The sequence below is a fragment of the Limnohabitans sp. 103DPR2 genome, from assembly GCF_001412575.1.
Classification (GTDB): Bacteria; Pseudomonadota; Gammaproteobacteria; order Burkholderiales; family Burkholderiaceae_C; genus Limnohabitans_A.
On sequence record NZ_CP011834.1, the window covers coordinates 1,253,354 to 1,266,461 of the forward strand.

Genomic DNA, 13,108 nt, shown 5'->3' on the forward strand with positions numbered 1-13,108 from the left:
GGTTATTTAAAACGGCTAGCATCGGCGCAAGTTTTAATTTTATGAATACTTTTTCAGACAGCGCCTTGACTGCGTTTCAACTCATCACCTCCTTGGATCCAGCACTTTGGGCCATTGCGGGCAGGTCGCTTGGCGTGAGTGCGGTAGCCTGCGTCATTGGCTGCGCCATCGGCATCGCTGTGGGGGCTTTTTTGGGGGTGTCGCGCTTTTCAGGCAGGGCGGTTGTCCTTACCGTGCTGAACACATTTCTGGCACTGCCATCGGTGGTGGTGGGGCTGGTCATTTACCTGTTGCTGTCGCGCACAGGCCCTTTGGGTTTTTTAGGTTGGTTGTTCAGTTTCAAAGCGATGGTGCTGGCGCAAGTCGTGCTGGTGGTGCCCGTGGCTGCAGCGCTTAGCAGGCAAGTGGTCGAAGACGTGGACACAGCGCATGGCGAGCAATGGCGGTCTTTAGGGGCCGGTCATTTGGTGCGCTGTGTGTTGTTGGCTTGGAACGAGCGCTTTGCATTGCTCACCGTGGTGGTGGCTTGTTTTGGACGCGCTATTTCAGAGGTGGGCGCGGTGATGATTGTGGGTGGCAACATCGAAGGCTTCACGCGTGTGATGACGACAGCCATTGCGCTTGAAACCAGCAAAGGTGATTTGCCATTGGCCTTGGCGCTTGGCATGGTGCTGTTGGCCATTGTGGGCTGTTTGAACATGCTGCTGTCGCTGTTCAGGCATTGGCAAGACCGCCATCAAGCGTCCATGCCCACCAGCTTGCGAGGGTGGGTGGCATGACTTCCCTAATTGCAATTCAGCATGTGAGCCTGAAACTCGGCCATGTGCAAGCCCTTAGCGATGTGAGTTTGCGCATTGATGCGGGTGAGCATGTGGCGCTGATTGGCGCCAACGGGTCAGGCAAAAGTACGTTGCTGCGCGTTTTGAATGGCTTGCATCAAGTCACGGAGGGCAAGTTGCAATTGGCGACATGCCGTCAAGCCATGCTGTTCCAAAGACCTCACATGTTGCGCATGAGCAGTTGGAGCAATGTGGCCTTGGGCTTGTGGTTAGATCGCAGTTTGGGTTTGCCTTGGCATCAAGCCAAAGCGCGTGCGCTGGATGCTTTGTCTGTGGTGGGTTTGTCCGGTGTGAAGTTGCAAAACGCGGCCACCTTGTCGGGCGGTCAGCAGCAGCGTTTGGCCTTGGCCAGAGCTTGGGCCAAAGCGCCCGAATTGCTTTTCTTGGACGAACCGACAGCCAGCTTGGATCCACCTGCTAAACGAGAAATTGAAGCCCTGGTGCAGCGCATGATTGCGCCCAAGGACAAACCAAGTCCGATGACTTTGATTTTTGCAAGTCACAACTTGGGTCAAGTCAAGCGTTGGGCGAGTCGGGTGATTTACATCGAACAAGGCCGCATCTTGGCGGATTTGCCCACAGCAGATTTTTTCAATGCCGAGTGTTTGAAACAACACAGCTATCAAGCATATTTATTTCTTCAAGGAGAGACTTCATGAGAAAGGCCCTCACTTCGTTGCTGCAAAAGCCATGGGTACGTTCCCTGTTTTTGGGTTTGGCCTTGGGTGCACTGAGCGTCCACAGCACAGCGCAATCGATTGTGATGTCCTCCACAACGTCCACTGAACAATCGGGCTTGTTCAGTCACCTTTTGCCCGAGTTCAAAAAAGCCACGGGCATTGACATCAAGGTGGTGGCCTTGGGCACAGGCCAGGCTTTGGACATGGCGCGCCGGGGCGATGCCGACGTGGTGTTTGTGCACGACCTGCCAGCAGAAGAAAAATTCGTTGCTGAAGGATTTGGCATCAAACGTTTTCCGGTGATGTACAACGACTTTGTGGTGGTGGGTCCGCAAGCCGATCCCGCCAATGTCAAAGGCAATGACATCGTGGCCGCTTTGAAGAAAATCTCGAGCAGCAATGCCGCCTTCATTTCGCGCGGTGACAAAAGTGGCACGCACGCTGCAGAGTTACGCTTTTGGAGCCAAGCTTCAATGGCCGATAAAAAGGGCGGTGGTTACAAAGAATGCGGTTGCGGCATGGGGCCGGCTTTGAACATGGGTGCGTCCACTGGCGCCTATGTGCTCACAGACCGCGGGACGTGGTTGAACTTCAAAAACCGCGCTGACTTGAAAATCTTGGTGGAAGGCGATGCCAAGTTGTTCAACCAATACGGTGTGATGGTGGTCAATCCCGCCAAGCACCCGCACGTGAAACAAGCCGATGCGCAAAAGTTTGTGGACTGGGTGATTTCAAGCAATGGTCAGGCAGCCATTGCAGCCTACAAAATTGGCGGTGAGTCGGTGTTTTTCCCCAACGCCAACAAGTAATTTACCTGCCTGTAAAGCAAACAGGTACCGAAGGATCGATGGGCGGTCCTTCGTGCGTGTTTTTGGCATGCGCTACATCCATGTCGCGCGGCAAGGGCACGCCATTTTTAACGGCCAACACTTCGGCCATGATGCTGACCGCAATCTCAGCGGGTGTTTTGCTGCCAATGTAAATGCCAATGGGGCCGCGCAGTCTGGCCAGGGATTCTTCCGTTTGATCAAAATGCTCGATCATGCGTTGCTGGCGCAGCAAGTTGTTGCGGCGTGAGCCAATGGCGCCAATGTAAAACGCATCTGTTTCCAAGGCCGCCAACAAAGCCAAGTCATCTAGTTTGGGGTCGTGCGTCAAGGCAATCACACAGCTTCGGCGGTCGGGCTTGAAGCTGCCTACCAAGTCATCGGGCATGTCGTGCTTCACTGTGACGCCAGCCACGGACCATGCACCGCGATATTCTTCGCGCGGATCGCACACGGTCACTGCAAAGCCATTGAAGAGGGCCATGGTGGCCAAGTACTCGGTCATCTGACCGGCACCGATGAGCAGCATGCGGTATTCGGGGCCAAAGGTGTTGATGAGCTGGTGTTCGTCGATGTGCAATTCGCTGGGTGCATCGCTGGCGATCAGCGTGACTAGCCCAGTCTGCAGATCCGTACATCGTTGGGTCAGTTGACCGCGAGCCAACATGTCGATCAACTCCGTCAAGCGGGCGGCATCGGGGTTGAACTCCAATAACAACTCGAGGGTGCCACCGCATGGCAATCCAAAACGGTGTGCTTCATCGGCGCTGATGCCGTATTTCAAGCGCACAGGCGCACTGTCGGTAATGGCGTTGGCTTTGCTGTACTGCGCAATCAGATCGTCTTCAATGCAACCACCCGATACCGAACCCACCACGGCGCCGGTTTCACACAAGGCCATGATGGAGCCTACAGGGCGAGGTGAAGAGCCCCAAGTTCTGACCACGGTGGTGAGCATGGCTCGCTGCCCAGCATCGCGCCAAGCTTTGAGGGTTCGCAAAACCACAATGTCTAAGTTTTCCATGATGATTTGAAGTGCTTCAGCGAATCAAGGTCCAAACAGCACCGGCCGCTACGGCCAGTGCAAGCCAAATCCAAGTGGGGACACTGCCAGAGGCGGGTGTGGCTGCGGGTTCGGGCGATGCCGTTGCGCCTTCTGCTTGGGGGTACTTGGCCTGCAAGGCCTCGTCAAAGCGTTTGAAGAAATCCTCAGCCAAGGATTTGGCCGCACCATCAATCAGGCGTTGGCCCAATTGCGCCAACTTTCCACCGACTGTGGAGTGAACGGTGTATTGCAGCTCGCACCCTTCGGCATGGGGATGCAAAGACACCTTGGACTCGCCTTTGCCAAAGCCTGCCACGCCGCCTTGTGCTTCGAAGTTCAGGGCATACGCGTTAGGCGCTTGAATGTCAGACAGTGTGACCTTGCCTGTGAATTTGGCGGACACAGGGCCAATTTTGATGGCGACGCCCACGTTGTAAACGTTGGGTTCGGTCAATTCAAATTTGTCACAACCGGGAATGCATGATTTCAAAATGGCGGGATCGTTCAATGCATCCCAGGCTTGTGCTTGTGTCACGTGCAAAACGCGTTGTCCTTGCATGTCCATGAGGTGAGTCTCCTAGTGATTCTTAATGTGATTTCAAGAGCTTAGACAAGGCACTGGCCAGTTCTTCTAAGCGCGATAAATTGTGGATGGCCAACATGCCGTTCACATGGCGATTCAACACGCTTGCACCTGTTGCGATGGGCGCATAGCCCTCAAAACGCAGCAAAGGGTTGAGCCAAAGCAAAGAGCGTGTGTGACGCTTGAGCCAAACAAGCTCTGAGTCTAGCGCTTCCGCAGTGCCCGTGTCCAAGCCATCGCTGATTAACAACACCACCGTTCGCCTGCCTGTGAGTTTTTTGGCATGCTGTTTGCGAAATTGCACCAGCGATTGGCCCAACTGAGTGCCACCCGCAAAGTCTTTAATTTGATGGCTGGCCAAGGCCAGCATGTCGTCGGTGTCGCGCAGTTTGAAGGCGGGGTTGAGGTCAGTCAGGCCTGTGCCAAACGCGAACACTTGACGCGGCGTGCCTCGGGTGGCTTGGTGCAAAAAGGCCAGCAGCAAACGGGCGTAGCGTTCCATCGAGCCCGAAATGTCGACCAAGATGAGCAAGGGCAGGGCTTGGGGTTTGCGTTGCATGCGGGGCAGACGCAAAACATCGCCATCTTGGCGCGCGGCCATTTGCATGGTTTTGGCCCAATGCATGCGTTCGCCACGACCGCCAGCACGGGTTCGGCGACCTTGAATTTGGGGCAGGGGCAACTTGACGCGTCGCGCTAATTTCTCGACCAAGTTGAATTCGCTGGCGCTCAGGCTTTGAAAGTCGGCTTGTTGCAAACGCTCACGATCGCTGGCGCTCATGGCAGCGTCAAACTTCAGCTCATCTTCTTTGGGTTTGACGGGATCGTTGTGTTTGTTTTTGGCGGCCAGCGCTTCTTGCACGCGCGACTTGCGAGGCACACCGGGTGTAGCGGTAGGCGCTTTGGGCAGCAACTGCGACAGCAATTGGCGCGTGAGTTCGGGGTCTCTGAAAAATGCAGAGAACATTTGTTCAAACACCACCAGGTCCTCTTGTCGGCTGACCAAGCAGGCTTGAAGGGCGGCAGACAAATCACCTTTGCGTTCAATGCCAACCAGCTGAGTCGATTCAATGGCCAAGCTGATGCGCGACGCATCGATGGGCAAGCCTGCTCTGCGCAAGGCCCTTGCAAAACCCGTGATGTTGTCACTGAGTTTGCCAGTGCGTGCGTCGCCCAACAACATGGTCAAAAATTCTTAAAGGACGGTAGGGGCAGGGGCCAACAAATCGTCAAGCAAAGGCGTGATGGCTGCAATGTCCTCGCGCTGCTTGAACAAAATACCGACGGTGTCTTGAACCACTTCAGGGTCGAGCGTCAAGGTGTCCAAGGCGACCAGGGCTTTGGCCCACTCCACGCTTTCGGCAATGCCGGGAGCGCGCTGAAAGGCACTGGCAAAGGGCTGGCTGCGAAGGCGACCTACAAACTCAGCGACTTGTTCAGTCAACTGCGCGCTGGCCTGAGGCACTTGTGAACGCACCACGGCCAACTCGCGCTCGCGATCGGGGTAATCCATCCAGTGATACAAGCAGCGTCGCTTCACGGCATCGTTCAAATCGCGTGTGCGGTTGCTGGTGAGGATGGTGACCGGTGCCACTTCGGCTTGGATGGAGCCCAGTTCTGGAATGCTGACCTGGTACTCACCCAAATACTCCAGCAAGAACGCTTCGAAGGGTTCGTCGGTGCGGTCCACTTCATCGATCAACAGCAGGGCGCCAGGCACTTCGGTTTGCAAGGCTTCGAGCAAAGGGCGCTTGACCAAGAAGCGTTTTTGGTAAACCTCGCGCTCAATGTCTTGGGGCGTGGCTGATCCCCCAGCGTGCGTGGCCGCTGCGCGCATGTGCAACAACTGCGCTGCATGATTCCATTCATACAAAGCTTCGCGTTGTTCCATGCCGTCGTAGCATTGCAGTCTGATCAGCGGTCGGCCAAGAACTTTGGCCAAGGCTTTGGCCAGTTCGGTTTTGCCCACACCAGGTTCACCCTCCAACAAAAGAGGGCGCTCTAATTTGAGGCTCAAAAAAACGGCGGTGATGAGCCGCCGTTCCGCGAAATAGCCCACGCCTTCTAAGGCCTGGGCAAGTTCGTCGATGGTTTTGAAAGTGTCTTTTGCGGTCATCCGTTCGCCTGTTTCACCGCCCTTTGGGTTTGCACGGTGATCAGGTGAGCGCGATAGGCCTTTGAAGCGTGCAGGTCGGCATTGAGATCTGTAGAGTCTACCGCGACACCAGCCACTGCTTCGGGTGTGAAGCTTTTGCTTAAAGCTGCTTCAAGCCCTGCGTGACGGAACACGCCATTGCCTGCGCCAGTAATGGCCACGCGCGCACCTGCCGCTGTCTGGGCCACAAACACGCCCACCAACGCAAAGCGTGAGGCCGGTTGGTTGAATTTGGCGTACGCCGCTTTAGTGGGAATGGGGAAACTCACGGAAGTGATGATTTCGCCCGCTTCCAAAGCGGTGGTGTACAGGCCTTGGAAAAAGTCGTCAGCCTTGATGGCACGCTTGTCGGTATTGACTGTGGCGCCCAAAGCCAGCAAAGCGCTGGGGTAGCAGGCTGCTGGGTCGTTGTTGGCCACAGAGCCACCAATGGTACCCATGGCGCGCACTTGCTTGTCGCCAATGTTGTTGGCCAATGCGGCCAAGCCAGGAATGTGCTGCTTGACGTCTGCGTTGTCGGCCACGTCTTGGTGACGCGTCATGGCGCCAATCACGATGTTGTTGCCGTCTTTTTTGACGCCGGCCAAACCGCTGATGGCAGCCAAGTCAATCAAGGTTTCGGGTTGCTGCAGGCGTTGCTTCATCGCAGCGATCATGGTTTGACCACCGGCCAAAACTTGACCGCCTGCTTGCGCCGCTTTTTGCGCATCAGCCAAGGCTGTGGGTCTTTCGTATTTGAATGCGTACATGGTGTGTTCTCCGAATATCTAATTAATGCTTGGCGGCTTGAATGGCTTCCCACACGCGGTGTGGTGTGGCAGGCATGTCAAAGTCTTTGACGCCAAGGGGTGCCAGTGCGTCCAGCACGGCATTGATCACAGCAGGGGGAGAGCCAATGGCGCCCGCTTCACCACAACCCTTGGTGCCCAAAGGATTGGTGGTGCAGGGGGTGCACTCGTGACCGATGGCGAACTCGGGGAAATCGTCGGCGCGTGGCATGGGGTAGTCCATGAAAGAGCCCGTCAAGAGTTGACCGGTTTCTTTGTCGTACACGCAGTTTTCCATGAGGGCTTGGCCAATGCCTTGCACCAAACCGCCATGCACTTGGCCTTCCACAATCATCGGGTTGATGATGGTGCCGAAGTCGTCCACGGCTGTGAACTTGTCCACTTTGGTGACGCCAGTTTGAGGATCAATTTCCACTTCGCAGATGTAAGTGCCTGCAGGGAATGTGAAGTTGGTGGGGTCGTAGAACGCAGTTTCGTTCAAGCCTGGCTCCAACTTGTCTAAGGGGTAGTTGTGGGGCACATAGGCTGTGAGGGCGACAGTACCAAACGGAATCTTTTTATCGGTGCCTTTCACGCTGAATTCGCCGTTGGCAAAGTCAATGTCGGCATCGCCAGCTTCCATCAGGTGGGCTGCAATTTTCTTGGCCTTGGCTTCAATTTTGTCGAGGGCGCGCATCAGTGCAGCACCACCTACAGAAATAGAACGTGAGCCGTAAGTGCCCATGCCGAAAGGCACGCGGCCGGTGTCGCCGTGAACGATGTCAACGTTTTCAACCGGAATGCCCAAGCGCGCAGCCACCACCTGTGCAAAGGTAGTTTCGTGACCTTGGCCATGGCTGTGTGAGCCTGTGAACACCGTGACGCTGCCTGTGGGGTGAACGCGAACTTCACCGCACTCAAACAAGCCAGCGCGAGCGCCCAAAGCACCTGCCACATTGCTGGGGGCTAGTCCGCAAGCCTCGATGTAGCTGGAGTAACCAATGCCGCGGAGCAAGCCTTTGGCAGCACTGGCCGCTTTACGGGCAGGGAAGCCCGCTAAGTCGCCCAGCTTGTTGGCGTGGTTCATAAGGGCATGGAAATCGCCCGTGTCGTACTGCAAAGCCACTGGCGTTTGGTACGGGAACTGTGTGATGAAGTTCTTGCTGCGAATGGCGTCTTGCGTCATGCCCAACTCGAAAGCTGCGCGAGACACAATGCGCTCTAGCAGGTAAGTGGCTTCTGGACGACCTGCCCCGCGGTAAGCATCGACTGGCGCGGTGTTGGTGAACCAGGCATCCACTTCGACATAGACTTGAGGTGTGGCGTATTGGCCAGCCAACAAAGTGGCGTAAAGAATCGTAGGCACCGCTGTTGAGAACGTGGACAAGTAAGCACCCAAGTTGGCATCGGTGTGCACGCGCAAAGCCAAGAACTTGCCGTCTTTGTCGATGGCCAATTCGGCGTGGCTGGAATGGTCACGGCCGTGCGCATCGCTTAAGAAAGCTTCTGAGCGATCGCAGTTCCATTTGATGTTGCGGTTGAGCTTTTTAGAAGCCCAAGTGAGACACACATCTTCAGCGTACAAGTAAATTTTGGCGCCAAAACCACCGCCCACATCGGGAGCAATCACACGCACTTTGTGTTCGGGCAAACCCATCACAAACGCGGTCATGAGCAGACGCTCAACGTGCGGATTTTGGTTGGACACGTACAGTGTGTACTCGTCGCTGGCGCGGTTGTAGCTGCCAATGGCGGCGCGTGGCTCCATGGGGTTAGGCGCCAAGCGGTTGTTGATCAAATCAAGCTTGGTCACGTGTGCTGCATTGGCAAAGGCTGCGTCGACAGCGGCCTTGTCGCCAATGGCCCAGTTGTAGCAATGGTTGTTGGGGGCTTCTGCGTGCAGGGCTGTGGCCGTTTTGGCTTGACGCACATCGACCACAGCGGGCAACACGTCGTAATCCACTTCGACCAATTCAGCAGCGTTTTTGGCTTGCTCTAAAGTTTCGGCCACCACCATGGCCACGTGGTCGCCCACGTAGCGAACCTTGCCATTGGCAAGAATGGGGTGAGGTGGCTCGTTCATGGGTTTGCCGCTGGTGTCGGTGATCAACCAGCCGCAGGGCAAGCCATTGATCTTGGCGTCGACCACATCGGGGCCGTCGAGCACTGCCACCACACCCGGTGCTGCCAAAGCTGCTGCTTTGTTGATGCTTTTGATATTGGCGTGCGCATGCGGTGAACGCACGAACACAGCGTGCGTCATATTGTCGAGGCGAATGTCGTCGGTGTAGTTGCCAGCGCCCGTGAGGAAACGGTAGTCTTCCTTGCGACGCAAGGCTTCACCGATGTGGGGGAGTTTGGAGAAATCTGATGCACCCATGGTGAGCTCCTTAAGCTTTCATGGCAGCAGAACCTTGCTGCACGGCCTTGACGATGTTTTGGTAACCGGTGCAACGGCACAGGTTGCCCTCGAGCAATTCGCGAATTTCGGTTTCGCTGGCATTGGGGTGGCGCTTGGCGATGTCGACCGCGCTCATGACCATGCCGGGGGTGCAGAAGCCGCACTGCAAGCCGTGACATTCTTTGAATGCCGCTTGCATGGGGTGCATGGTGCCGTCGGCTTGGGCCATGCCTTCAATGGTGGTGACTTCGGCGCCTTGCGCCTGTGCGGTGAGCATGTTGCATGACTTCACTGCACGGCCGTTCACATGAACAGTACAAGCGCCGCATTGGGCGGTATCGCAACCCACGTGGGTGCCAGTGAGTTTGAGGTGCTCGCGCAAGGCTTGAACGAGCAATGTGTTGGGGGCGGCATCAACGGACACTGATTTGCCGTTGACCTTCATTTGAACCTGCATGCGTAACTCCTCGGATTGAATTCGTCCTCCAGTAGATCACGCAGCAAGCAAATGTTCGGTAAGGGCTTTCCCCAATTTTCAACGCATTAGGCCAGCTTAGACCTTCGCCACTGACTGACCACCATGGGAATGACCATGGCCACGCCGACCAAACTGGCCGTCAGGCTAGGTGCAATCATCAGCAAGGCGGCAAACAAGCAAGTGAGCTGTTCCCAGCGTTTCATTTCTACCAAGAGGAACTTGCTCAAAGCAGCTGCCATGAGGGTGATGCCAAAAACGCAGCCGCTAAAGGTAATGATGAAGCTTTCCCAAGTAAACCCTTTGGCCACCAAAAGCAAAGAGGGCGAGAAGACAAAGACAAAAGGAACCAATGCTTTGGCCAGGCCCAAGCGGAAGGCCGTGTTGCCGGTCTTGAAAGGGTCACTGCCAGCCATGCCTGCGGCGGCGTAAGCGGCAAGAGCTACCGGAGGCGTGATATCGGCTAACACGCCGTAATAGAACACAAAGAAGTGCGCAACCAAGGGCTCTACACCCAAGCCCACCAAGGTGGGGGCAGCCACGGTGACCATGATGATGTAGGTGGCTGTGGTGGGCACACCGCAGCCCATCAAGATGCAAACCAGACCGGTCATGGTGAGGGCTGCAAGCAAGGTGAGTGTGTTCAAGGACGCCCAATCTGCAGGGATCCAGCCGCTCATGAATGCAGAAATGGTTTGCGCTGCTTGCGTGATGATGTAGCTGATCTTGAAGCCCACGCCAGTGAGCGTGACCACACCAATCACGATGCCCACGGTGGCCGCCGCAGCGCCCACAGCCAAGGCGTACTTGGCGCCAGTTTCAAGCGCTTCAATCAAGACATGCGGTTCAATGCGACCGCGCACACCCGCCCAGATGTAGGCAGCAGCGCCGACGATCAAGGCCAATGCGAACAAGACCAATTTGATGGTGCTATTGTCATTTCCGAAATCGGAGAACGCGATGGTCATCAAGATGGCGTGCATGACCACCAAGAGGCCCCAGTTCTTGAGTTGGTTGCCACTGGTTTTGGTAGACATGCCCACAATGGCACATGAACTGATGCCTACAAATGCCGCCAAATAAGGCGTGCGACCTGAAACCAGAATGCTGATCAGCAAGCCCAAAGGAATGAGGGTGGGCCAACGCATTTTGAGTGACTCGGCCAAACGTGGCATTTCTTCTTCTGTGAGTCCGCGCAGGCCATATCGCTTGGCTTCAAAGTGCACTTGCATGAACACGCCAAAGAAGTGCATGAACGCAGGCACCACCGATGCGGCAATGATGGTTTGGTAGGGCACGTTCAAGAATTCGATCATCAAGAACGCTGCAGCACCCAGCACGGGCGGTGTAATTTGTCCGCCTGTGGAGGAGGCGGCTTCAACCGCTGCCGCAAAGTGCTTTTTGTAGCCCACACGAATCATGGCGGGAATGGTGAGCGAGCCCACCGTGACGGCATTGGCCACGGAGGAGCCACTCAACATGCCAAACAGGGCCGAGCCAAATACGCTGACCTTGGCAGGGCCACCGGCATAACGTCCGGCAATGCTAGAGGCAACGTCTAAGAACAATTGACCCAAGCCAATGCGTGTGGCCATGACGCCAAACAACACAAAGTGAAAAACATAAGTGGCCACCACGCCCACCGCCACGCCGTAAATGCCTTGGCTGGTGAGGTACTGGTGATTGATCATCATGGACCAATTGGCGCCAGCATGTTTGAGCAAACCGGGGAAGTAGGGGCCAAGCAATGCATAAGCCGTGAAGCCAATCGCGATCAGTGGCAAAGGCCAGCCCATGGAGCGCCGTGTGGCTTCCAGCAAGGTGATGAACAGAATGCTGCCCATGATGACGTCCATGTTGCTGGGGTTGCCCACGCGGAACATCAGGTCATCAAAGACATAGGGGATGTACAAAACGCTCAATGCGCAAGCACCTGCCAACAGCCAGTCCACCAGCGGCACACCACCTGGATTTAAAAACGAACTTTTGAGATCGCGATTGGCAGAGGCGCTACTGAATGCAAAGACCAAAAAAATCATGCCTAACACAAAGGCCAAGTGCACACCGCGGTGCGTGATTTCTTGCAGCAAGCCAAAGCCTGCGGTGTAGTAGTGAAAGCACGACAGGGCAATCAAGAGCCATTTGACGATTTGCGTGGCAGGCGGCAAGGTGGGCCGAAAGCGCATCTCGGGATCAAACTGTTCTTCGAGTTCTTGTAGTTTTTGATCGTCGGGGAGCAGGGTGGCAGCGGTCATGTGAATACTCTGGAAACTTCAAGTAGTAACGGGCGAGTTAACCTGAAGTTAACCCGCCCGTTGGCATTTAACGAAACGTTAAATTATTTCAAGACACCCGCTTCGCGGTAGAACTTTTCTGCACCGGGGTGGAAAGGAATGCCAGCACCTTGCACAGCATTTTTCAAGGTGATCAGCTTGCCCTTGGCGTGGCCAGCGGCCAATGCTTTTTGGGTGGACTCGCTGTACAAAGCTTTGGTGATTTGGTAGATGGTTTCTGTGTCAGCTTTGGCGCTGGTCACCCACTGGGCGCCCACAGACAATGTGTTCACAGCGTCAACATCTTTGTAGGTGGCAGCAGGCACACTGTCGTTGGCAAAGAAGGAGCTGGTGCTGCGCAAGGCTTGCGCTTGAGCGCCATCAATGGGCAACAAGGCAATGCCGCCGCCACTAGAAGCCAATTCGGCAATGGCGCCAGCCGGTGCACCGCCCACGAAGAAGAAGGCATCCAAAGCGCCGTCTTTCATTTTGTCAGCCGCTTGGTTGGGCTTGATGTACTCGGGCTTGATTTCGGATTCTTTGATGTTGTAGGCGGCCAAGATCAAACGGGCATTGACCAGCGTGCCAGAGCCTGGCTCGTCCAAGGCAACGCGCTTGCCTTTGAGTTCAGCAATGCTTTTGATGCCAGAAGATTTTTTGACCACCACGTGAATGGTTTCAGGGTAGAGGTTGGCGATGAGGCGCAAATCTGGAATATTGGGCTTGCCTTCGTAGATGCCCGTGCCTTTTTGGGCCCAAGTGGCCACGTCAGACTGAGAGAAACCTGATTCCATGGCGCCACTGGCCACGCCATTGACGTTGGCCACAGAGCCATTGGTGGCCTGTGCAGTGGCAATCAGTTTGCCTGGTACAGACACCGCGTTGGCAATCATGCCGCCCACGGGGTAGTAAGTGCCTGCTGTACCGCCTGTGCCAATGCGGAAGAAAGCTTGTGCTTGTGCGCTGGTGCTCACGGTCAAAGCCAAGGGGAGTGCCACAGCCACACCAAGGGCTAGGCGACGTGCAATGTGATTCAGGGTCATAGGTGCTCCAAGTAAAACCA

At 55.6% G+C, this 13,108-nt stretch carries 12 protein-coding genes; 3 read left to right on the top strand and 9 right to left on the bottom strand.

Annotation, left to right across the window (positions count from 1 at the left end):
* The first annotated feature begins 41 nt into the window (after positions 1 to 41).
* From L103DPR2_RS06200 to L103DPR2_RS06210, 3 genes are read left to right on the top strand one after another with little or no spacing between them, the layout of a single operon-like run.
* Entirely contained in the window at positions 42 to 779 is a 738-nt protein-coding gene (locus L103DPR2_RS06200) for an ABC transporter permease (RefSeq protein WP_055360232.1), read from the top strand.
* Complete coding sequence (locus L103DPR2_RS06205; RefSeq protein ID WP_055360233.1) at positions 776 to 1,498, top strand: energy-coupling factor ABC transporter ATP-binding protein; 723 nt, start codon at positions 776 to 778, stop codon at positions 1,496 to 1,498. The genes L103DPR2_RS06200 and L103DPR2_RS06205 overlap by 4 nt, the downstream gene beginning before the upstream one ends.
* On the top strand, positions 1,495 to 2,328 hold the full coding sequence (locus L103DPR2_RS06210; protein ID WP_082466737.1) for an extracellular solute-binding protein: 834 nt from the start codon (positions 1,495 to 1,497) through the stop codon (positions 2,326 to 2,328). Before L103DPR2_RS06205 ends, L103DPR2_RS06210 begins: the two co-directional genes overlap by 4 nt.
* Before the next feature lies 1 nt (position 2,329).
* Here L103DPR2_RS06210 and L103DPR2_RS06215 read toward each other — a convergent pair whose 3' ends face one another.
* From L103DPR2_RS06215 to L103DPR2_RS06255, 9 genes are all read right to left on the bottom strand, one after another.
* On the bottom strand, positions 2,330 to 3,370 hold the full coding sequence (locus L103DPR2_RS06215) for an XdhC family protein (RefSeq protein WP_055360234.1): 1,041 nt from the start codon (positions 3,368 to 3,370) through the stop codon (positions 2,330 to 2,332).
* A gap of 16 nt (positions 3,371 to 3,386) precedes the next feature.
* Entirely contained in the window at positions 3,387 to 3,956 is a 570-nt protein-coding gene (locus tag L103DPR2_RS06220; protein WP_055360235.1) for a CoxG family protein, read from the bottom strand.
* A 22-nt stretch (positions 3,957 to 3,978) separates the two neighbouring features.
* Complete coding sequence (locus L103DPR2_RS06225) at positions 3,979 to 5,157, bottom strand: vWA domain-containing protein (protein WP_055360236.1); 1,179 nt, start codon at positions 5,155 to 5,157, stop codon at positions 3,979 to 3,981.
* 12 nt (positions 5,158 to 5,169) lie between these two features.
* Positions 5,170 to 6,090, bottom strand: a complete 921-nt coding sequence (locus tag L103DPR2_RS06230; RefSeq protein ID WP_055360237.1) for an AAA family ATPase — start codon at positions 6,088 to 6,090, stop codon at positions 5,170 to 5,172.
* Positions 6,087 to 6,878, bottom strand: a complete 792-nt coding sequence (locus L103DPR2_RS06235; RefSeq protein ID WP_055360238.1) for an FAD binding domain-containing protein — start codon at positions 6,876 to 6,878, stop codon at positions 6,087 to 6,089. Before L103DPR2_RS06235 ends, L103DPR2_RS06230 begins: the two co-directional genes overlap by 4 nt.
* Positions 6,879 to 6,900: 22 nt before the next feature.
* Positions 6,901 to 9,276 carry a xanthine dehydrogenase family protein molybdopterin-binding subunit gene (locus tag L103DPR2_RS06240; protein ID WP_055360239.1) on the bottom strand — a complete coding sequence of 792 codons (2,376 nt, stop codon included), beginning with the start codon at positions 9,274 to 9,276 and terminating at the stop codon, positions 6,901 to 6,903.
* A 10-nt stretch (positions 9,277 to 9,286) separates the two neighbouring features.
* Positions 9,287 to 9,754, bottom strand: a complete 468-nt coding sequence (locus L103DPR2_RS06245; protein ID WP_055360240.1) for a (2Fe-2S)-binding protein — start codon at positions 9,752 to 9,754, stop codon at positions 9,287 to 9,289.
* A gap of 86 nt (positions 9,755 to 9,840) precedes the next feature.
* Entirely contained in the window at positions 9,841 to 12,027 is a 2,187-nt protein-coding gene (locus L103DPR2_RS06250) for a TRAP transporter permease (protein ID WP_055360241.1), read from the bottom strand.
* 83 nt (positions 12,028 to 12,110) lie between these two features.
* Positions 12,111 to 13,088, bottom strand: a complete 978-nt coding sequence (locus L103DPR2_RS06255; RefSeq protein WP_055360242.1) for a TAXI family TRAP transporter solute-binding subunit — start codon at positions 13,086 to 13,088, stop codon at positions 12,111 to 12,113.
* Positions 13,089 to 13,108: the final 20 nt, after the last annotated feature.